This window comes from Chryseobacterium sp. Marseille-Q8038 (assembly GCF_965111995.1).
In genome coordinates, this window is record NZ_CBCOPN010000001.1 from 1,190,142 (window position 1) to 1,212,835 (window position 22,694).

Annotated in this window: 19 protein-coding genes; 10 read left to right on the top strand and 9 right to left on the bottom strand. The window is 35.4% G+C overall.

What is annotated here, in order from left to right:
* Positions 1-46 precede the first annotated feature (46 nt).
* Positions 47-232, top strand: coding sequence for a hypothetical protein (locus tag ACWPWS_RS05555; RefSeq protein ID WP_209784507.1), 186 nt, complete (start codon positions 47-49; stop codon positions 230-232).
* A 94-nt stretch (positions 233-326) separates the two neighbouring features.
* Here the strand turns inward: ACWPWS_RS05555 and leuB are convergent, their stop codons facing one another.
* From leuB to ACWPWS_RS05575, 4 genes are read right to left on the bottom strand one after another with little or no spacing between them, the layout of a single operon-like run.
* Positions 327-1,451 (bottom strand): 3-isopropylmalate dehydrogenase, encoded by a 1,125-nt coding sequence (gene leuB / locus ACWPWS_RS05560; RefSeq protein WP_454045805.1) that lies wholly within the window; start codon positions 1,449-1,451, stop codon positions 327-329.
* The gene (leuD, locus tag ACWPWS_RS05565) at positions 1,432-2,040 is read right to left on the bottom strand and encodes a 3-isopropylmalate dehydratase small subunit (protein WP_454045806.1); all 609 of its coding nucleotides are present in this window, start codon (positions 2,038-2,040) and stop codon (positions 1,432-1,434) included. The genes leuB and leuD overlap by 20 nt, the downstream gene beginning before the upstream one ends.
* A 15-nt stretch (positions 2,041-2,055) precedes the next feature.
* On the bottom strand, positions 2,056-3,444 hold the full coding sequence (gene leuC, locus ACWPWS_RS05570) for a 3-isopropylmalate dehydratase large subunit (RefSeq protein WP_454045807.1): 1,389 nt from the start codon (positions 3,442-3,444) through the stop codon (positions 2,056-2,058).
* Positions 3,445-3,472: 28 nt separating this feature from the next.
* Entirely contained in the window at positions 3,473-4,636 is a 1,164-nt protein-coding gene (locus ACWPWS_RS05575) for a 2-isopropylmalate synthase (protein ID WP_209784511.1), read from the bottom strand.
* A gap of 148 nt (positions 4,637-4,784) precedes the next feature.
* Here ACWPWS_RS05575 and ACWPWS_RS05580 point away from each other — a divergent pair, with 148 nt between their 5' ends.
* Positions 4,785-6,329 carry a hypothetical protein gene (locus tag ACWPWS_RS05580; RefSeq protein ID WP_454045808.1) on the top strand — a complete coding sequence of 515 codons (1,545 nt, stop codon included), beginning with the start codon at positions 4,785-4,787 and terminating at the stop codon, positions 6,327-6,329.
* Positions 6,330-6,518: 189 nt separating this feature from the next.
* Here the strand turns inward: ACWPWS_RS05580 and ACWPWS_RS05585 are convergent, their stop codons facing one another.
* Entirely contained in the window at positions 6,519-7,493 is a 975-nt protein-coding gene (locus ACWPWS_RS05585; RefSeq protein WP_454045809.1) for a dipeptidase, read from the bottom strand.
* 244 nt (positions 7,494-7,737) lie between these two features.
* Here ACWPWS_RS05585 and thrS point away from each other — a divergent pair, with 244 nt between their 5' ends.
* A complete protein-coding gene (gene thrS / locus ACWPWS_RS05590) occupies positions 7,738-9,657 on the top strand; it encodes a threonine--tRNA ligase (protein WP_309512071.1) in 1,920 nt (639 codons plus the stop codon).
* A 165-nt stretch (positions 9,658-9,822) separates the two neighbouring features.
* Positions 9,823-10,323: a translation initiation factor IF-3 gene (gene infC, locus ACWPWS_RS05595; protein WP_027372223.1), complete on the top strand. Its 501-nt coding sequence runs from the start codon at positions 9,823-9,825 to the stop codon at positions 10,321-10,323.
* 152 nt (positions 10,324-10,475) lie between these two features.
* Here the strand turns inward: infC and ACWPWS_RS05600 are convergent, their stop codons facing one another.
* Positions 10,476-11,036, bottom strand: a complete 561-nt coding sequence (locus ACWPWS_RS05600) for a hypothetical protein (protein ID WP_454045810.1) — start codon at positions 11,034-11,036, stop codon at positions 10,476-10,478.
* Positions 11,037-11,196: 160 nt separating this feature from the next.
* Here ACWPWS_RS05600 and ACWPWS_RS05605 point away from each other — a divergent pair, with 160 nt between their 5' ends.
* Together ACWPWS_RS05605 and ACWPWS_RS05610 are read left to right on the top strand one after the other, a co-directional pair.
* The gene (locus ACWPWS_RS05605) at positions 11,197-12,267 is read left to right on the top strand and encodes a resolvase (RefSeq protein WP_454045811.1); all 1,071 of its coding nucleotides are present in this window, start codon (positions 11,197-11,199) and stop codon (positions 12,265-12,267) included.
* 124 nt (positions 12,268-12,391) lie between these two features.
* Entirely contained in the window at positions 12,392-12,958 is a 567-nt protein-coding gene (locus ACWPWS_RS05610) for a hypothetical protein (protein WP_309512073.1), read from the top strand.
* Between the two features lie 76 nt (positions 12,959-13,034).
* Here ACWPWS_RS05610 and ACWPWS_RS05615 read toward each other — a convergent pair whose 3' ends face one another.
* The 3 genes from ACWPWS_RS05615 to ACWPWS_RS05625 are packed head-to-tail and all read right to left on the bottom strand — an operon-like array spanning position 13,035 to position 18,403.
* Complete coding sequence (locus ACWPWS_RS05615; RefSeq protein ID WP_454045812.1) at positions 13,035-13,664, bottom strand: response regulator; 630 nt, start codon at positions 13,662-13,664, stop codon at positions 13,035-13,037.
* A 2-nt stretch (positions 13,665-13,666) separates the two neighbouring features.
* Positions 13,667-15,874: an ATP-binding protein gene (locus ACWPWS_RS05620; protein WP_454045813.1), complete on the bottom strand. Its 2,208-nt coding sequence runs from the start codon at positions 15,872-15,874 to the stop codon at positions 13,667-13,669.
* A 60-nt stretch (positions 15,875-15,934) separates the two neighbouring features.
* On the bottom strand, positions 15,935-18,403 hold the full coding sequence (locus ACWPWS_RS05625) for a tetratricopeptide repeat protein (RefSeq protein WP_454045814.1): 2,469 nt from the start codon (positions 18,401-18,403) through the stop codon (positions 15,935-15,937).
* Between the two features lie 997 nt (positions 18,404-19,400).
* On the opposite strand from ACWPWS_RS05625, the gene ACWPWS_RS05630 reads away from it, so the two are divergent.
* The 4 genes from ACWPWS_RS05630 (at position 19,401) to ACWPWS_RS05645 (ending at position 22,662) form a co-directional block, all read left to right on the top strand.
* On the top strand, positions 19,401-20,222 hold the full coding sequence (locus ACWPWS_RS05630; RefSeq protein ID WP_209784520.1) for an alpha/beta fold hydrolase: 822 nt from the start codon (positions 19,401-19,403) through the stop codon (positions 20,220-20,222).
* Between the two features lie 221 nt (positions 20,223-20,443).
* Positions 20,444-20,641, top strand: a complete 198-nt coding sequence (gene rpmI, locus ACWPWS_RS05635) for a 50S ribosomal protein L35 (protein ID WP_002979658.1) — start codon at positions 20,444-20,446, stop codon at positions 20,639-20,641.
* Between the two features lie 119 nt (positions 20,642-20,760).
* On the top strand, positions 20,761-21,105 hold the full coding sequence (rplT, locus tag ACWPWS_RS05640; RefSeq protein ID WP_034694451.1) for a 50S ribosomal protein L20: 345 nt from the start codon (positions 20,761-20,763) through the stop codon (positions 21,103-21,105).
* A 375-nt stretch (positions 21,106-21,480) separates the two neighbouring features.
* Complete coding sequence (locus tag ACWPWS_RS05645) at positions 21,481-22,662, top strand: M28 family peptidase (RefSeq protein ID WP_454045815.1); 1,182 nt, start codon at positions 21,481-21,483, stop codon at positions 22,660-22,662.
* Positions 22,663-22,694: the final 32 nt, after the last annotated feature.

Sequence of the window (22,694 nt, forward strand, 5' to 3'; positions counted from 1 at the left end):
CCTTTGAATGATACTATCATATTGTTGAAATTTAAAATTCAAAGTCATGAATACAAAAGGAAACACCAAAAAGAATGAATCTGCCAATACCGCAGAAACCCAAAAGCAAAACCAGGATTTCCCCAATATTCCTGCGGCATCAAAAAAGACCAATCCGCCTGATATTGATAAAGAAGATGTTCAAAAGTCTTCAAAAAATAAATCAGGAAAAACGGATAATACCAAAAAATAAGAATAATATCCCTTACAGGTTTAAAAAATTGAAAAGTTCCGTCTCATATGAGGCGGAACTTTTCTTTCTAACTATCTAACTGAACTTTTTGTTTCTATACAATGGTAGATTTCCCGATCTTGATATTTTCAAAATTATAATATGATTTCTCGGAATATCTGATATGGTCTGCAATAAAGCTTCCCACTTCACTCGTTGAATAATATTGTTTGGTATTAAGATCAATGGTGACATACTTGTTTTCAATAGCATGTTCTACAGATTGTCTCAACTTATCTGCTGCTGCCTTTACATTAAGATGATCCAGCATCATGGCCACACTTAAAATAGAAGCAATAGGGTTGGCAATTCCTTTTCCTTTTGCCTGTGGATAAGATCCATGGATAGGCTCAAACAGGGCATTCTTCTCTCCTACTGAAGCAGATGGCAGCAGTCCGATAGAACCGCCAATCACACTGGCTTCATCAGAAATAATATCGCCAAACATATTTTCGGTCAAAATAACATCAAAATGTTTAGGATTAAGAATCAACTGCATGGCTGCATTATCTACAAACATATAATCAAGCTGTACATCCGGATATTCAGGGGCAATTTCCTGACATGTTTTTCTCCACAATCTTGAAGTATCCAGAACATTAGCTTTATCAATAAGGGTAAGCTTTTTCTTTCTTTTCTGAGCTTCCTGAAATGCCATATGGGCGATAGGAATAATATCTTCACGGCTGTATTTGCAGATATCATAAGCATACGCTCCTTCCGGGTCTGTAAATTTTTCACCAAAATAAATTCCACTTACCAGCTCTCTGAAAATCTGGATATCGGCACCTTCGATAATTTCTCTTTTAAGTGGACTTTTATCAATTAATGATGCATACGTTTTCAAAGGACGGATATTAGCAAACAACCCCAATTCTTTACGTAGTTTTAATAATCCTTGTTCCGGTCTCACTTTCGCTTCCGGATTGTTATCAAAAACCGGATCCCCGATAGCTCCGAAAAGTACGGCATCAGAATCCTTACATATTTTCAACGTCTCCTCAGGTAAAGGATTTCCTGTCTTAAAAATAGCTTCTGCCCCAATCAATCCATAGTCAAAATGGAATTTACATTGAAAAGCTTCCGCAATAACATCTAATATTTTAATGCTTTCACTGATGATTTCCGGGCCAATCCCATCTCCGGGAAGAACTGCGATTTTAAAATAATTGTTGCTCATTTACTTTTTGTGTTTTTAATTCAAATTCTGTGATGGTTTGTTTTCTGCTGATTAGAAAATCAATATCGTCATAGCCGTTTAACAGGCATATTTTTTTGTAAGAATCAATTTCGAAAGTTTCAGTGGTATCTTTAAAGCTTACAGACTGCAATTCCACATCAATGGCAATTTCATTGTCTGGATTTTCATTGATTCCTTCCAGGATTTCTTTTAAAAATTCTTCGGAAACCTTTACAGGAAGAAGCCCGTTATTTAAGGCATTCCCTTTAAAAATATCTGCAAAATAGCTGGAAATAATTACTTTGAAACCATAATCAGTTAATGACCATGCTGCATGTTCACGGCTGCTTCCACATCCGAAATTGTTTCCTGCCACCAAAATTTCTCCACTGAATTTAGGATTATTCAACACAAAATCAGGATTTGGTTCTCCTGTATGAATATTGAACCTCCAGTCTCTGAACAGATTTTCTCCGAAACCTTTTCTGTCTATACTTTTCAGGAATCTAGCCGGAATAATCTGGTCTGTATCTATATTTTCTGCCGGCAACGGAACTGCGCGGGATTTTAAAACAACTAATTTTTGCATGTACTTTTAATCTGTTTAGTTTACACTTTCAAAAGCTGAAATTTTACCTTCTATGGCTGCTTTTGCTGCGGTAAGCGGGCTGGCAAGAATCGTTCTCGCACCTTGTCCCTGTCTGCCTTCAAAGTTTCTGTTGGAAGTGGAAACACAATATTCCCCTTCCGGAATTTTATCATCATTCATCGCCAGACATGCTGAACATCCCGGCTGACGAATCTGAAACCCTGCCTCATTGAATATTTTATCCAATCCTTCTTCATAAATCTGTTTAACAACCTGCTGAGATCCGGGAACAATCAGAGCTTTTACAGCCTCAGATTTGCTTTTTCCTTTGATATATTGAGCCGCAGAACGGAAATCCTCTATTCTCGCATTGGTACAGCTTCCTATGAAAACATAATTAACCTTGATGCTGTTCACAGCCTGTCCGGCTTCCAGCCCCATATATTTCAGTGCTTTCTCTTCAGATTCATTCTGTGGTACCGGAATCACTTCACGGATTGAAATACCCATTCCCGGGTTGGTTCCGTAAGTAATCATTGGATAGATATCTGAAGCATCAAAGCTAAGTTCCTCATCAAATGCAGCTCCTTCATCTGTTTTCAGAGTGCTCCAATAGGCTACTTTTTCATTCCAGTCTTCTCCTTCAGGAGCAAATTTTCTGCCTTTTACATATTCAAAAGTTGTTTCATCAGGAGCAATCATTCCGCCTCTGGCACCCATTTCAATACTCATATTGCAGACAGTCATTCTTCCTTCCATCGACATTTCTTCGAACACATTTCCTGCATATTCACAGAAATATCCTGTTCCGCCATCGGTTCCTATTTTTGAAATGATATAAAGAATAACATCTTTAGGCTGAACATTTTCATTCAGTGTACCATTAACGGTTATTCTCATGGATTTTGGCTTGTTAAGCAACAAACACTGGCTTGCAAATACCTGAGCAACCTGACTTGTTCCGATTCCAAAAGCAATAGATCCAAATGCTCCATGGGTAGAGGTATGGCTGTCTCCACAGACAATACTCATTCCCGGCTGGGTAATCCCTAATTCCGGAGCGATGATATGAACAATTCCCTGATATTGATGTCCCAATCCGAAAAGTTCAATATTGTTTTTCTTACAGTTTTCTGTAAGCTGCTCTACCTGATTTCTTGAAAGTTCATCTTTAATAGGCTGTTCCTGATGCAATGTAGGTACATTGTGATCCGCAGTGGCTACAATCTGTTCCGGTCTGAAAATTTCCAGATTTCTGGATTCAAGTTCTGCAAAAGCCTGAGGGCTGGTTACCTCATGAATAAGATGTTTGTCTATATAAATGATCTGAGGCCCGTCCGGAATGGTTTCTACCACGTGAGCGTCCCATACTTTATCAAAAAGCGTCTTTTTATTGTTGTTCATTTTACTTTTATCTTGATTTAAATCAAACCTATCCTATTTTTCTGCTGAAAGAATCCATCATCATGCTCAGATCATCATTTCCTATTTCCTTTTTAAGATCTGCAATTTTTAAAAACTCCTGATACAGATAATCCAATTCATTTTTGGTAACCTCATATCCGATATGTTTGAAACGGTAAGCCAAGGCTGAACGGCCGCTTCTGGCAGTAAGAATAATTGAAGAAGCATTTACCCCTACTTCTGCAGGATCAATGATTTCATAAGTTTCTCTGTTTTTAATCACACCATCCTGATGAATTCCTGAGCTGTGAGCAAAGGCATTGGCTCCTACAATAGCTTTGTTTGGCTGTACAGACATACCCATAAGATCAGACACCATTGTACTCATTTCATTCAGCATTCTGGAATTGACATCGGTATGAAGATGCAAATCTTTATGCTGCTTTAAAATCATAACCACTTCTTCCAAAGCCGTATTACCTGCTCTTTCTCCCAATCCATTGATCGTACATTCAATCTGGCGGGCTCCGTTAATCGCTCCCGCAATGGAATTGGCAGTAGCCAGCCCAAGGTCATTATGACAATGACAAGAAAGTACTGCTTTTTCAATCCCTTTTACATTTTCTCTCAGGTATTTTATTTTCTGACCATATTCTTCAGGCAGACAATACCCTGTTGTATCAGGAATATTTAAGACGGTTGCTCCTGCTTTGATAACAGCCTCACAAACCTGTGCCAGATACTCATTGTCTGTTCTTCCGGCATCTTCCGCATAAAATTCTACATCTTCCACATACGTTTTGGCATATCTTACCGCTTCGGCAGCTCTTTCAATAATATCCTCTCTTGTTGAGTTGAATTTGTATTTAATATGAGAATCAGAAGTACCGATCCCGGTATGTATTCTTGGTCGCTTTGCAAACTTCAGTGCCTCTGCCGCTGTATCAATATCCTTTTTATTCGCTCTTGTCAGTCCGCAAACCTTAGCATTTCTTACCAGTTTTGAAATTTCTGAAACAGATTCAAAATCTCCAGGACTGGAAATTGGAAATCCTGCTTCAATGATATCAATTCCCAATTCATCAAGCCTTTCAGCAATAATCAGCTTTTGTTCCGTATTCAGTTTGCACCCCGGAACCTGCTCCCCATCTCTCAGTGTTGTATCAAAAATTTCAATTTTTTCGGAATTCATAAATGAAGTTTTTTACTTAATTTTGGCTCAAAACTACAGCTTGCAATATTTTTTCATTTTCACTTTTTCTGAAAATTACAATATTCAATAGCTGAAAAAATAGCCGTATTTATTTGTTAATCAATAATTTAATTTCTAAAAATATACAATGGCAGAATTGCAGAAAGATTTTTTGTTTGTATTGGTAAAGTCATTGACCACCTCTGAAAAAAGACAGTTTAAGCTCTACGTAAACCGTCTCGGAATTAATGTAGATGCCAAATTTCTTTTATTATTTTCTGAGATGGATAAAATGAAGGAATACGATGAAAGTGTGATTATTGAGAAGAAAATTTCCACAAAACAGCAGCTTTCCAACCTTAAAGCCCATCTTTATAAACAAATTCTGGTGAGTCTCCGCATGAACCCGAGTCATCAGAACTACAGAATCCAGCTTCGGGAGCAATTAGATTTTGCCAATATCCTTTATCAGAAAGGACTTTACAAACAGGCTTTAAAAATATTAGATAAGACCAAACAATCCGCACTGGAACTGGATGAAAAAAGTATTGCTTCTGAAATTATAGATCTTGAAAAAGTAATTGAATCACAATTTATTACACGAAGTATTGAAGGCCGTGCCGAAGAATTAATCAAGCAATCTCAGGAGATCAGCAAACAGAACCGCTATACTACAAAACTATCTAATCTTTCGCTGAAATTATACAGTGAAATGCTAACTCATGGTTATGTAAAAAATGATGCAGACCGACAAGAAGTGATGGATGTTTTTAATGCCCAGATTAAAAATATAAACCCTGAGAAACTGAATTTCACAGAAAAACTATGGTATTATAAAGCCCATGTCTGGAAAAACCAACTTTTACAGGATTACAAATACACACTGAAATATGCCTATCAATGGGTAGATCTTTTTCATAAAAAGCCTGAGATGATCTACAGCCATCCTGTATGGTATATTAAAGGGAATACGTATCTGCTGAAAATCTTGTTTTTATATGGAAATATTGATATTCTGGAAGAACATTTTCAGAATTTCAATACAATGGTGCATGCGGAGAATTTTGTTCAGAATGAAAATCTTCACTCTCTTCTTTTCCTTACGCATTACAATACGCTGATGAATATTCATTTTGTAAAAGGGGAATTTTTTACCGGAACAAAGCTTATTCCTGAAGTGGAATTAAAAATGGAAAAGCTCCGGGAAAGAATTGATGAACACCATTTCATGATTCTCTATCTGAAAATGGCCGCTATGTTCTTCGGCAGTAAAATGTTTGACAAATCCATTGAATATTCCATGAGAGTTATAGAATCTAAGGGAAATGTACAGGAAGATCTATTATTTCATACGCGGATTCTGATTTTAATGGCCAAATATGAGTCGGGAAATGATGAAGACTATGATGAATTTATTGCCTCTACTTTAAAGTTCGCCAAGAAAATGAAAAAACCGGAAGAGTTCCATTTTGAAAGCATTCAGTTTTTTAAGAACCTTAATAATCAGGTGTTGGATCAAAGACAGAAAGCATTTGAAAGCTTTGATAAAAAGCTGGAAGAATTTTCTAATAATGAATATTATCGTCGTTCATTATTCTATATTGATATCCATGGATGGATTAAATCTAAAGTACAAAATGTTGACGTGATTGAGATTATCAAGCAGAAAGTAAAGTACAAAAGAAAACATTAAATAAAAACACATAATACACTATATTACAATGTTTTACAACACTTTATTTAATCTAAAATAAAACGTATAAAAAACATATAATTTCTTTTAAAAATAATCTCTTCCAGATTTAGCTGATTTCACCGATCATATAAGAAACCGGATTAATTTGCTAAATCTGGGAGAGCAAAAAATCATCTCACTTCTGTTTTATTTATACATATTCTCTATAAAATTCAAAGCATTTTTATGGCTGATCTTTTCTACCAAATCGGAAGAAAAGCGCTTTTCAATTTCTTTGTTGATGGAATTAAAAGCAGATGCATCATCATATCCTTCAAAAAAGAAAGGATGACGGGATTTGTCCGGATGGTTTTTGCAAAAGAAAAAATCAGCACCATAGGCAATAAAATCTTCTCCACCTAAATCAAGGCCATGCTGAATATGTTCATATAGTACCTCAGGATTCTTCTCATCAATACAGTTACGGATAAAATTGAGTCCTATTAATCCTTTTCTTTTAATAACTTCTTTTGCCAGTTCATCAGGAAGGTTTCTTTTTTTGTCATGTATAGGTCTGTAGTTAGAATGGCTTGCCATAATAGGGATCTTATAATTCTTTTGGTCTATATAATTAAGAATTCCATAGGCAAGCTGATCACTGGTATGGGCCAGATCAATGGCAATATTTTTTTCTGAAAAGTAATCAAGCAGAACTTTTCCGTCCTCTTTCAGTCCAACATCAGAATCATTTCCTCCTCCAAAGCGGTTTTCAGTATGATGGGTTATTCCCAGATAAAGAATTCGCTGTGTTTTTTCAATGATCGCTTCCAGATTTTTAAAGCCAGATTCTAAGGTTTCATCTTCACTACAAAAGCCAGATGCGTTTTCAATAGAAGCAATAACCCCTACTTTGTCTGTATTATCGGTATTTTTATAGTTCTCCCCTTCAAACAAGAAAAAATTTTCATTTCGCAGAAGATTTGAAAATATTTCGCTCTGTTTTTTTCCATAAACAGTACTATTTTCACCTGTTGCTGAGTATATAGCCATCACCTGAAGCTTCACATTTCCTTCTTTTAAATAAGGAAGTGAACAACCAAGTTCTTTATCATCAATTAATGAACCCAGCTCAAGTAAATAACATAATAAGTCGCAGTGCAAATCTACATTTATAGCATTCATATTGAATTGTAATTGGTTTGTTTTTAAATACTTTCGAAAAGAAAATGAGCTTTACTACCAAGAAAATAAATACCCGGAAATTCTGAAGTATTTTTCTGGGATAAAGTGAATATGGAATTCAATGAGACAAAAACCACCCTCGTCTTTTTCATTTTTAATATTAATTCTCATTCTAAATATATGCTAATATAGTATTTTATCTAAAAATTCCGTATTTTTGCCTCTTAAAATTTCTTAGTAAACAATGATAAAAATTACACTTCCAGACAATAGTGTCAAAGAATTCGAAGGAGCAGTTACTGCTCTAGATGTGGCAAAATCTATAAGCGAGGGATTGGCTAGAAATACCATTTCCGCAATCGTTAATGACCAACAAGTAGAAATAACCACACCTATAACCACGGATTCTACGGTACAACTTTTGACCTGGAATGATGATCTTGGAAAGAAGGCTTTCTGGCACTCTTCTGCCCACCTTTTGGCGCAGGCAATCCTTGAGTTTTATCCTAATGCTAAGTTGACGATTGGTCCTGCCATTGAAAGCGGATTCTACTATGATGTGGATTTCGGGGATGAAAGCTTATCTGAAAAAGATTTTGAAAAGATTGAGAAAAAGATCCTTGAAAATGCAAAGAAAGGTTCTACATTCTCTTTATATCCGGTTTCAAAAGAAGATGCTTTAAAAACCTATGCTGATAACCCTTACAAAGTTGAATTGATTTCAAATCTTAATGACGGAGAAATCACTTTTGTAACGCATGATAACTTTACAGACTTATGCCGTGGTGGTCACATTCCAAACACCGGAATCGTAAAAGCGGTTAAGATATTAAATGCAGCAGGAGCTTATTGGAGAGGTAATGAAAAGAATCCTCAATTGACAAGAGTATATGGTATTTCTTTCCCTAAGCAGAAAGATCTTACTGAATATCTTGAAAGATTGGAGGAAGCTAAAAGAAGAGACCACAGAAAATTAGGTAAAGAGCTTGGAATTTTCGCATTCTCTGAAAAAGTAGGTGCAGGGTTACCACTTTGGTTACCAAAAGGTACTGCTTTAAGAAGAAAACTGGAAAATTTCCTTTCTGATGCTCAGAAAAAAGGAGGTTATGAATTTGTAATGTCTCCACACATCGGAGCGAAAGAATTATATGTAACTTCAGGACACTGGGATAAGTATGGAGAAGACAGCTTCCAGCCGATTAAAACTCCGAATGAAGGAGAAGAATTCTTGCTGAAGCCAATGAACTGTCCTCACCACTGTGAAATTTACAAAACTTCACAATGGAGCTACAGAGATTTGCCTAAGAGATATGCAGAATTCGGTACTGTTTACAGATATGAGCAAAGTGGAGAGCTTCACGGATTAACCAGAGTTCGTGGATTTACTCAGGATGATGCTCACCTTTTCTGTACTCCGGATCAGCTTTCTGAAGAATTTGAAAAGGTAATTGACCTTACCCTTTATGTTTTCAAATCTTTAGGTTTTGAAGATTTTGTAACTCAGGTATCCTTGAGAGATCCCGAAAACAAACAAAAATATATCGGTTCTGATGAAAACTGGGAGAAAGCAGAAAGTGCAATCATCAATGCAGCTCAGAAGAAAGGCTTAAAAACAGTAGTAGAATATGGAGAAGCTGCATTCTACGGTCCTAAACTTGACTTCATGGTGAAAGATGCTTTAGGAAGAAAATGGCAGCTGGGAACTATCCAGGTGGATTATAACCTACCGGAAAGATTTGATCTTCATTATATTGGAAACGATAATGAAAAACACAGACCGGTAATGATTCACAGAGCTCCTTTCGGTTCTATGGAACGTTTCATTGCTATTTTGTTAGAAAATACAGCAGGAGATTTCCCGTTATGGCTGAGCCCGGATCAGTTTATTATTCTACCGATCAGTGAAAAATATGTAGATTATTCAAAAAAAGTTTCACAATTTTTGGAAAATCACGATATTAGCGGTCAGATTGATGACAGAAACGAGAAGACAGGTAAAAAGATCCGTGATGCTGAATTGAATAAAATTCCTTTCATGCTTGTAGTAGGAGAAAATGAAGAAAATGAAGGCACGATTTCTGTAAGAAGACGTGGAGAAGGAGATCTTGGAGTGATGAAGCTGGAGGATTTCGTTGCTTACTTCAAAAAAGAAGCAGCCATATAAATTTAAAATTAAAAGATTGAAGGATTTAAAAATTAACAGAATCCTTCAATTTTTAAATATTTGAATCAATTAAATTAAGTAATTAACCAATAAAATTATAATACAATAGCACAAAGATTTAACAACAGGGGCCCACAGAGACGTCCGGTACAAGAGGACTTACACTTGATCAACGATAAAATTCGTGTGAGAGAGCTTCGTTTAGTGGGCGATAACGTAGAGCCAGGAATCTATCCAATTGACAAAGCAAGACAGATTGCTGCGGAACAAGAATTGGATTTAGTAGTGATTTCTGACAAGGCAGAACCATTTATTGCGAGAGTATTAGAATATAAAAAATTCTTATACGAGCAAAAGAAAAAACAAAAGGAACTTAAAGCTAAACAGGTAAAAGTGGTAGTAAAAGAGATCCGTTTCGGACCTCAGACTGATGACCACGATTACGAATTCAAAAAGAAGCATGCTGAAAAATTCCTTGAAGAAGGTTCTAAATTAAAAACCTACGTATTTTTTAAAGGACGTTCAATTATCTTTAAGGATCAGGGAGAAATTTTGCTTTTAAAACTTGCTCAGGAATTGGAGCACGTGGGTAAAGTAGACCAGCTTCCTAAACTTGAAGGAAAAAGGATGATTATGATGATGAGTCCTAAAAAACCAGCAAAATAATTAAATCATTATTTTACATATAAAACCTCAAATTACTTTGAGGTTTTTTTGTGTTCTTATTTTTAGGGAAAAATATTTAATGATTGTTGATCCGGACTACTCTACTGGCTGGATCAACAATCATTTTTAAGAAAGAAATTTACAGAGTTTTGTTATCCTTCAAAATCACCACAATCATGCTCTGTAAAAAGAGGTAAAGCTTTTTGGGTGGTAAAATATTTGGATATTCTTTTGTTTTTTAAATCCAGTTTCTGCCCTTCTACAGACAGTTCATAAACGGGTGCTTGATCTATTTGGGTTAAAATATAAGTTCTTTCTGAGGTTTTAAAAATGGCTTTATTTCCGTCATTGGAGAATGAGAAATCATTAATTTCAAAGGTGTCCTTTTCATCACAAACATTGGTCCATATTATCTGCTTCTTTGTTATGGACAGGCTTGCCAAATCACATGAATAACAATTCCCCGAGAACTCTATACCAAATTTTTCATACACCTCTGTACTCTTGCTATTCAATACATCAATAGGAACTAATGTTGAAAAATCATTGGGGATCTCTGATTCCACTACTTTATTCTTTGCCGGATCAACTCTAGAAATCTGATGTAGTTTTGCATTTGCAGAATCTGCCTTGTTCACTTTTTTTTCTGTTGAAGGTGAACAGGAAACTAACAACATCATCACCATTGAAAAGCTGGTTATTACGTTTTTCATCTTGTTTTTAAATAATTAATACTATCTGGGTTATCATTTTTGTAAAATTCTCCAAAATCTACCGTTCAATATATCCCTGTTTTCAGCCATTTATTGCCTATATCAGAAGGTTTTGTTGGCTACAGACCTGAATACAGATACATTTGCGGAAAAATATAAAATGAAAATCTTTCCAATCTTTATATCATCCGTGCTAGTTCTTGCAGGATGTAATCAACAGAATAAAACATCGGACGCAGATAAAACAATAACTGAAATTAAGCAAAAAAAAATAACACTGGCTGATTTCAAAAAAATAAAAGGAGTTGATAATGTTCTGGATGTACCCTTTCAATTATTCACCAAGCTAGATTCTATACAGTTTTTTGTAACTCCCGGTAAAGATGCAGCCCATTTGAAAATGGCCTATAATAAACTCGATAATTACTATGGATTTGAAGAGTTTGAGGACTTCTATTCTATTCACTACAGTATTAATAACAATATTTCGAACAGCATTGAAGCCTTTGTCCTGAAATCAGAATTTACGCCGGCATTTGCCCTTACTTTAAATGGTGTGGATCTTTATGAGATCAGAAGCAGCACATTTAAAAGGTCTAGTGATTTTAAGAATAAATCTTTTAAGAAATTCGGTACGATTGCTGAGATTTCAGAACAGGAATTTAAAGCCAACTCAAAAAACAGAATCAATGAAACATTGGTGAAGAATCCGAATATAACACTGCAGGATGACAACTGGGTATACAAAGAAAATGGCAGAGAAGAAGTTATTACCCAACATGAGAATATATCTACAGAAACCGGACCGCTTGCTAATGAATATGTAGGGCGATCCCCTCACTTAAACCTGGAGGTTTTCAAAGAAAATTCTGACGAAGCTGCAGATTCATTCTACTCTTTTTACCAAATAAAAAATGCCGTTATGTTTGAACTGGGCACAGATGGCTATCCCCAAATTCTCCCTACGAAAGGCTGGGTTACCTTTATCTCCTCCAATAATGATGTGGGAAGTGATTTTCTTATTTCTCAATATTTTCCGCAAACCAAAAAACAGGATAATCTTTTATATGTGAATTTCACCAACTTCAAAATAGCAGACGAAAAAAAGGCATTCTGGACAACTAATGATACCTTTTATGCGGAAGTCTATCCCCTTAATTCCGCTTCAGCCAATGGTAAAAAGCAAAAAACGGCTTATATAAAAATCCAGTTGAAAGCTGATCTGTTTTAGAAAATATTCTTTGAAGAACAAGAATGTAACTGAAGTTTGGAATAAGATCAAAAACCCCTGAAATCAGCCAGTGCATATGGAAATAAAGTCCGATATCTTTGCTGCAATTATTTAAAGAGATACAATGAAAAAATTAAGTTTGACCCTCCTTTTTAGTTTATTGAGTTTTATGACTTTCGCACAATCGTTAAAAGTGGTGATTAAACAGGACGGAAAAGTAATTCAGCCTGTCAATGATGTTTATGAACTGAAAAAGTCCCCTTTCCTATTCGAGATTACCTCTAACAATCTGGAAGGTTTTTTAGTGGGAGCTACCACAAATAAAGATATTTATGCCGGAGCACTGGGACTTTTGAACACTGAGGTTCCGTGGTTTCAGAATACAGGCATGGCGGAGGAATTGTATAATAAGGACAAAGAAATGTTTTTAATGGATTCTGCGCCTTCTTACTGGTATTTTACAGATGCAAAAGACCATAGATTTGATAAAAATCCTAAAGGCAGCGCAAAACAATGGACGGCTACCCGTACTATTACAAGGTTTTATGATATTATGGTGGATCAGCCTATCAATCTGAAGGATTTTGACGGCAGGGTTTTCCTATTAATGTATCAGCCCGAATATAATGATGAGTATGATTTAATAGGAAAGAAAAACCTGTTCCAGGCTGCACTCAAATTCAAAGATTAATGATTACACCAATTTTAAATTTATATAAAAAAGGTCTGCTTTGCGATGTAAGCAGACCTTTTTGCTGGTTGAATATTTATTCGATAATTAAACCGTATTCTATGGCTAATTTTATGGCCGAACTCAGATTGGAAGTCTGAAATTTTTCAATAAGATTCTTTCTGTGACTTTCTACAGTATGCGGACTGATGAAAAGCTTTTCCGCCATTTGATTGGTTGTCAACCCCTTTGAGGCTTCAGCCAGAATTTCTTTTTCTCTTCGCGTTAATTTCGGAACATGGTTTAATCCATTCGTTGATTTTTTCTCCAAAACAGACTTCGTTTGAGAGCATAAAAACCTGTTCCCGGCATATACAGCAGTAATGCCTTCCAGAATTTCGGAAACTGAGGCATTCTTTTGAATATATCCCAAAGCCCCTTCAGCCAGGGTACTGTTGATTACGGGCAGTTCATTGTGAACACTCAGGATAATAATCTGGAGGTTGCCGTACTTTTTCTTTAAGGGTTTAATCAGTTCAATGCTGTTGGTATCTACCAGATTGATGTCCAGCAATAAAATGTCGACCTCTTGTTTTGTAAGACCTGCATTCATCTCAGAAACATTTCTGAAGCAATCTACTACATCTATCGTATCACTATTTCCTAAAATATTCTTCAACCCTTCTAATAGAAGTGGATGATCATCTGTTATGGCTACTTTTATCATGTTTAATAAATAGGGATTTGAAGTTCTATGCTGGTACCAATATTCAATTCAGAAGTGATATTCATGGTTCCTTTTAGAAATTGGACTCTTAGTTCTATATTATGAAAACCAGCTGTTTTTCTGGCATTTAATCCTGTGGGATCAAAACCTTTACCATTGTCTTCTACGGTAAGGTTTAATAGATTTTCTTCTTCGCTGATCTGAATAATAATTTCCGATGTATTGGCATGTTTTATAGCATTGTTGACCAATTCCTGAATGATCCTGTAAATAATCAATTGCTTTTCCTTCGATAAGGAATTACTGTAATTAATAAACTCAGTGTGAATGTCTAATGCATTATTGGATATACGGGAAGCAAATTCCTTAATCGCAACTTCCAAACCATATTTCATTAATAAATCGGGCATTAAATTATGGGCAACCCTTCTTAGCTCTTCTACAGCGCCATCAATCTGATCAATTGATTTTGAAATTCCCTCCTCTATATTTTCGGACTGATGAGGATTTAAATAAGACAGTTGATGTTTCGTTCCTGAAAGCAGACCTCCTAATCCGTCATGAAGATCACGGGCAAGACGGCCACGCTCCTGTTCCTGCCCTTCAAGCAATGCGGTAAGCGTAGATATTTTTGAGTTTTGCTTCTCTTGTTCCATAGCTAAAGCATGCAGTTCATCTCTTCTCTTAATAGACTTTGCACGTTGTTGATAAGCGTAAAGCAATAAGAAGATCAAAACAATAAAGAAGATGATAAAGAAGATGTAATAAGTATTGATCTTCTCTTTGAATGCCAGTAACTTTTTAAAGGTATTAATATCGTTGTTCTTCTGTTGGGTTTCCAGTTTTGCCAACCGAAGCTGCTGTTCTTTTTTCTCGGATTCAAGTTCTGAAAACTTCAGTCGTTCACGTTGGTTTTCTTCCACCAGTTTTAAGTTGTTATATACCTGCTCCCGCTGTGCCCGAAGGATGTTGATCAACTTAATTTCCTGTGCTTTTTTATCACTTTCCAGCTGTAACTTGATATATTTCTGTTCCTGACGTTCTTTATCAAACTGGGATTCTAATCTTTTGGTAATATCCAGTTTTTCCTGGTCATAAACGCTTTTGTATTTATCCACATAACTTTTATAATAAGTGAGTGCTTCCTGGTAATTCCCCTGTTCTTCGCTAATTCTGGATAATGATTCAAGAATAGATAATTCAATATTATGATCACGCACCGGACTTTTCCCAATTTCCATAGAGGCTTTTAGAAAATAAGACTTCGCTAAATCATAATTTTTATCCTGTATGGCCAGCTCTGCCAGAATCCCGAATGAAGAAGCAATATGAATGGCGTCCCCAGTTTCCAGACTCACTTTATTAGCTAACTGGGCATAATGCATTGCCTTATCACTGTCAAAACCAGTATACAGATTGGCTAAATTGATCGCTGCATAGGAAAGACTGCTCCTGTTAAGCATCCTGTCTTTATTTTTATTGAAAGTTGTGATAGCCTGCAAATAATATTGTTCTGTTTTATCTCTCAGCTCCGTATTGGATGGTGTTTGCGTATATTTTTGTTCATACACATAGCCCATTCTCATATAGGCATCAAAGATAAGATTGGGATCATTTTGTTTCGATGCTAACAGCAGAAATTGTTTGCTGTATTTCTCTTCCAGCTGGTACTCATTAAGGTTGGAATAAATAGTGGACAATTCTTTCGCTACATTACCAAATCGTCCATACAATGTAGAGGTTGTTGGAGCATTTTCATAATATTCGATCGCTTTTAAATAAGCAGCAACGGCATCAGTGGTTTTATTATTGCGGATCAGAATCCAGCCTTTAGCGTAATTAAAATAGCCTTTAGCCTCATTATTATTCGTTTTTAAACTATATGCCTTTGCCATGTCAAGACTTTTTGAAGACTCTGCTGTTTTATTATCCAGCCGATAATTCATGGCTTGCACTGCGTATAATATAGTAGCATACTTTCCATCTGCCTGCTTTGCAGCAAGGGAAATGTTGGTGGCTAAAATCTGGTAAGACTTAGGTTTGAGGTTATGAAAAAATAAGGCGGTCGCATATTTGGGAGCCAGATTAAGCTGTTCAACCGTATTGTTTGAGGCATGGCTGTATTCCCTTTCTAACTTGCTTAAAACATCCTGTGCCTGAACAAAAAACGGAAAAACAAGTAAAGCAAATATCAATAATAACCTGTACATCAAACCCTTATCTTTATTAAGTTGTCATATTCTAAAGAACGCAAATATAGGTAAATACGGTTAATTGGTTTCAAAGCCATTTTCTTCCGCAAAAGATTTCCATTTCTGGAATTTCTTTTCATTTTTAAAGGTGGAATCGTTACCATAGTAATGCAGCAAACGTTGGGTAGCGTATTCGTAGGCATTGTAAGCATTGGCCTGTTCGTAGTATTTAACCGCTTTCTTCAAATCAATTTTTACTCCCATCCCATGTTCATAGATAATCCCATAATAGATGCCTGAATAAGATTGATCATAGTCCTTCTTTAAATACTCTAAAAGATTTTTATAATCTCTTAACTGATAATAGATTTCTGAAATTTTATCGTAATTGTAGTAATACTTTTTCTCTGCCTTCTGATAAAAAGCCAAAGCTTTATCAGAATCCTGTATTACATGTTCTCCAAAATTATACAAATCACCTAAATTGGTAAGAGCCATTCCATCCCCTAGTTCAGCGCCTTTTTCATATGCCTGAATGGCTTTTTTAATATTAAAAGAATAACCTATTCCATTATGATATAAGGTTCCGATATTGTTCCATGCCACAGGATGGTTGTACTGGGCAGCTTTTTCATAATACATAATGCCTTTTTGCGGATCAAACAGCATTTCAATGTCAGGATCAGTATGTAATATGCCCAATTCTACCCAACTATCCACATCATTTTTTTGAGCAGAAAGCTGAAACAGACGCATTGCCTCCTGATAATTTTGATTTTCCTTTGCATCAAAAGCCAGTTTTTTAATGACTTCTGTCTCCAGAAATTGTTCAGAATTGCTACCTGCCTGATTTTTCCATCGATTATAAAAGGAAATAAAGTGTTCCATATCTTTTCCTCTAAAGGAATATCTATCCAAATAAATCGTCCCATACCCGGAAGTTTCTACCTGCTGAATAGATTTATCTTCATTCATTCTCAACATACTTTCTCCTTTATACAAAAACAAAAGACCTTCTTCCGTTCTATAATTCAAAGGATTAGAGATATATTCATACTTTTCAGCTGATAAACCCTTTTCAAAATCATACAATTGATAGCCATTATTTTTTTGAACCGATAAAAATCCATTTTCCAAATAATGAATCTGCTTAATTTCAAATTGAGGAGCAATGAGCCAGATATCATGCTCAGCATCGAAAAGTCCTGATCCATTTTGGGTTTCCAGAGTAAAGACATTGTTTTTATATCCGACATTGGATATTGCTTTCACTTTAGTAATCCTTTCATTTTCTAATAAGAACTGATGTTTTGAAGTGTCATAGAGCTTCCAGCTTTTATCTTTACGAACTGCCAGTGTATCAAAATTATCTATTAAAATCAACTGATCTGCTTCGTCTATTATAGTATTACCATTTTCATCTATCAGCTTTCCTTTTTTATTGAATTTATTGGGTTTCACCCAGAAACAGGTGCTGGTTTTTAAAAGGCTGTCTTCTACAAAATCGCCCAGATACTTCCCTTCTTTTGTATAATATCTACGCTTACCGGTTCCTTTCTGTCTGCTAAAAAACAGCTCCGGAAAATAATCATATTCATAGGTATTTTCGCTTTCCACAGGAATAACCAGTCCGTTTTCATCGCTGTAAACGCCAAATCTTCCGGCGATTTCTACACCTAAAAATCCATACACTAGCCTTTCAACGGCATCATAATCAGCAGGAACCAACCAGGTATTTGAGTAAATTTTTAAAATACCCGACTTTCCATTCACTTTTACTTCACCAAATGGCTCCAGAGCAAAGTCAAACACCTCAAAGGCATCTTCATAAACGGGAGGAATCAGTTCTTTCCCATCACTTTGCAGGTAACCGAACAATCCCTCTTTTTGAATCACTGATATATTGTGATGATAGTCCGCTTCAAAAATCTCGTCATAAACAGGTGGCGCCAAAATAACACCCTTTGCATCCTTCAGTCCAAATTTCCCGTCCTTTTCAAATATTGAAGATGCTACCTTTTTATAGGCAAGTTCTTCAAAATATCCCAGTCCGTAATTAATCCAGTCGGTTTGTAAAATCTCAAGAAATGAGGAGTAACCTGTGTGTGAAAATAAAGAATCCAGCAAAGAGAGATTTTGGGTTTCAACAGCCTTCTTGTATAACTTTCTTTTCTGCTGAATCTCAACTAACCATTCTTTTGCCTGAACTTTGTGCTTTTCTTCGTTCATATTGAAAACATCTGTAGCGTTCAATACGAAAGAATCGTAGGGCAATGCTTCCAGGAACTCAAACATTGTGTTGACTGGTTCGTAGTAAGCTTTTTTGTAATGCAGCTGATAAGTGTCTGCCAGTAAATTGAAAAAATAACGCAGCTGGACGATTCCCTGTTCTTTATCAGAAATAAACTCAACGCCTTCCACTTTACTATTTTCTGCAATGAGAGGATACAGTAATAATGGTATTTCATAGTTCCACTCTCCCAGATGAGTATTAAATGATTGATTCGTTTTCTGATCGTAATTATATAAATAAATCCGGTGTGCCATTCTTTAAAATTACTATTTGTATTCCGTCTTTCCCATTTTTCCGCTTCAGGAATACTTCATTTTGAGACATTCATTCCTTTTACAGCTTCTCCTTCACTCCATTTTTGTTATTGTTTTTACCCACGCTTTGTGATTGTAATCTTAGTTCGAAATAAGAATTTATCATTTAATTATGGGTGAAAAAGAAAGCTATAAAAGTCATAAAATCAATATGTATCTAAGAGAAATGTGTGTCAGTCATTATCATTAACTATTGTTCTCTATTGCTGATAATTCATCAATTTTTCACAATATTATTTTTAATGAATTCCGGAACGAAGGTAATAAAAGAGGTTCCATAAAAATATCCCTGATATCGGCGGTTTTTTAAATTATTTATAGTTAGGGAATATTGTATTCAACCTGTTATAAAAATATCATATAACAATAGAACACTGCCAAAGCCACTCCGATGATTCCCGAAATCAGAAATACAAAAAAATAATACCGTACTTTTTTATTTTTCTTTAACAATGAGTTAATTATAAAAGTAATGAGCGTAACTAAAAATCCTGCTCCGAAAAATAAAATCAAAACAGCAAGAAACAAGGCTCGTTCTATATGTAAATCTGCAGATGAAAGCATATTTTAAATTAAAACTTTAAGTGTGAATACATTAAGTGGAGATTCTATAAAAAAGAAATTAAAAAAATCATCCATCAATAGTAGAGAGAATTGAACAATACTGCAATCCCCGTTATCAGCTATATTTCATCATTTACGTCATCATTCAGAGACTGTTTAAAAGTAATGCTGAGCCTTTTTTACAAGCAGCTCGTCATAAGATAAAGATTTCCAGCTCATTTGTATTTTAATTAATGTTATTTATATCTTATTATTATTTAAAAATTATTAATCAAATATTATCTTATATCAATATATAATAAAGATTTTCTATCTACATTTGTGAATACAAAAAAGACAAATTCACTAATTATTAATCATTAAAAAAGAAACAATGAGCACACTTACATTAAAAGACGGAACAGAAATTTATTACAAAGACTGGGGAAAAGGCCAACCAATTTTCTTTCACCACGGATGGCCATTATCAAGTGACGACTGGGATGCCCAAATGTTCTTCTTTTTAGAACAAGGCTACAGAGTAATTGCTCATGACAGAAGAGGACACGGAAGATCAGAACAGACTCCTTACGGACACGATATGGACACTTACGCTTCTGATGTTGCGGAAATTGTTTCAGCATTGGATTTAAAAGATGTCATCCATGTAGGACATTCTACAGGAGGTGGCGAAGTGATCCGATATGTAGCGAAACATGGTAACGGAAGAGTAGCAAAAGCTGTTCTGGTAAGTGCTGTAACTCCTATTATGGTACAAAATGAGAACAATCCGAATGGAGTTCCCATTTCTGTTTTTGATGATATCCGAAATAATACAGCCAAACACAGACAACAATTCTTCATTGATATCACCTTCCCTTTTTACGGCTACAACAGAGAAGGTGCTAAAGTATCTGAAGGAATCCAGAGAAACTGGTGGAGACAGGGAATGAGTGGTTCTATTAAAGCTCATTATGATTGTGTAAAGGCTTTCTCTGAAACAGATTTTACAGAAGATCTTAAAAGCGTGGATGTACCGGTATTGGTAATGCATGGTGAAGATGATCAGATTGTTCCTTTTGAAACCACTGGTAAAGTGGCTGCTACCCTGCTTAAAAACGGGCAACTCATCTCTTATCCAGGTTTTCCTCATGGTATGCCGACAACAGAAGCAGAAACAATCAACAGAGATCTTTTGGCATTCTTCAAATCTTAACAGATCAGGCTTATTGTAAAGCGCTTACCTATAAAAGGCAGACCTGTTTCAATACAGGTCTGTCTTTTCAATTTACAGATCATTGTTCTTCCCGTTTAAGCATATTAAAAAATCCTTTCATGTCTCACTTTTTTTTCTTAATTTTGCAGACTATTATTCCTAATGTCCTTAGGGATAACCAAAACAGATATTGATAACAAAAACAATAAAAAAGCAAAACAATGCCAAAATTAAAAACGAAATCAGGTGCTAAAAAGCGTTTTGCTCTTACCGGTTCTGGTAAGATCAAAAGAAAAAATGCTTACAAAAGCCACATCTTAACTAAGAAAGAAACTAAGCAGAAGAGAAATCTTACTACTACTTCTTACGTAGCTAAAGTGGACGAGAAAAGCGTTCAACGTCAATTAGCAATTAAGTAGTTTTTATAAATCTATATTCGGTTTATAAGAATTCAAAACAAATTCAACAATTTAACCCTGAAACGGTGCAAATAAGAGTAACATCCGTTGCCGCCCTTTTCAAAAAAACAATTTAAATTATGCCAAGATCAGTAAATGCCGTAGCTTCAAGAGCTCGCAGAAAGAAAATTTTTAAGCAAGCTAAAGGTTTCTTCGGAAGAAGAAAGAACGTTTGGACGGTAGCTAAAAACGCGGTAGAAAAAGCAATGCAATATGCTTACCGTGGTAGAAAAGAGAAAAAGAGAAATTTCAGAGCACTTTGGATCACTCGTATCAACGCGGGAACTAGAGAGCACGGAATGTCTTACTCTCAATTTATGGGAGCTCTTAAAAAGAACAACATCGAACTTAACAGAAAAGTTTTAGCAGATTTAGCAATGAATCACCCTGAAGCTTTCAAAGCTGTTGTAGATCAAGTAAAATAATGTAGAATAGATTTTGTTATCAATATAGTCCCGGGATTTCCCGGGATTTTTTTGTTATATACTTTTCATTTTTTTGATTGCTGTTTAAAATCCAGCTGGCAGCATAAACATTTCAGGGTAATTACCATATCAACAGCCCTACTTGCCGGATAGAAATTCTCAATGTGTAAAATATTTAAATCAAAATATATGAAACAAACGAAAAATATAAACACATCTCATTCATTAAATGAATTTTAATATAACATGATGATAAATTATATAAAAAGACATATTTTTATCAAAAAATTAAGCAAATAAACATTGATACTTATGATTATTAACAATAAATGATGATTTATTATTATATTAGCAATCTCTAAAGAAAGTATCAAAATGAAAAAAGTTGCAGCTTTATTGCTCACTTCCATTGCCCTGCAGAATATGGGTGCACAGAGTTTTATTCAAGCGTATAAAGACCGGGCAGATATGGTTACCCAAGCCAATATTACCACCAACCTTCAGGAATTTGCAGGGTTTGGGGTAAAAAAAACAGGTACAACAGCAAACACCAATGCATTAGACTGGCTTAAAAACAAATACCTGTCCTATGGATATACTGCAAGTAATATGTCTGAAGATACTTTCACTTATGGGAGCAGCACTTCAAAAAATTTAATCATTACCAAGACAGGAACGGTATACCCCAACAAATATGTTATCATCTGCGGACATTATGATACCATTGTAGGCCCCGGAGTAAGTGACAATGGCAGCGGAACTTCCATTATTCTGGAAGCAGCAAGGATATTGAAAAATATTCCGACAGAATACTCCATCAAGTTTATTCATTTTTCCGGTGAAGAACAAGGCCTTGTGGGAAGCAGCCATTATGTAAATAATGTAGCTTATCAGAATGGCAGCCAGGTTCTGGATATAAAACTGGTTTTAAATATTGACCAGGTGGGTGGACTTCTTGGAAACAATAACAATACCATTACCTGCGAAAGAGATACAGGCGGTGTATCATCCAATAATACAGCCTCTAACGCTGTAACACAGGAACTGATGAACTGTACGACTCTTTATTCTCCTCTTCAGACTCATCTTTCTTACGCCTACAGCTCAGATTATATGCCTTTTGAAGCCAAAGGATATACCATTACCGGTTTCTATGAGTATTTGAGAAGTGAAAACGAACATACGGTAAATGACACTTTTGCCAATCTGGATCCTGTATATATTTTCAATGTAGGAAAAGCAGCTGTGGGAGCTTTACAACATTTTGCTGTTGCCTCTACAGCCAGTAACCTGTTAAGCACAAACGATACTTCTTTACAAAAATCCGGTGAAGCCATCAGAATTTATCCCAATCCGGCAAAAGACCTTGTAACAGTGGAATTTCAGCAAAAAGTAAAAGAATTCAAAGTTGAAGTAAACGATATGGCGGGAAACACTGTTTTAAGTCTTGAAAATCAGGAAAAAATAAATACCTCGGCGTTAGTAAACGGAATCTATACCTTTACGATTAAAACTGACAAAGGAAATACAACCAAAAAAATAATCATTAATAAATAATGTCAGGCTGGATATTCTGAACTAGGTTTGCA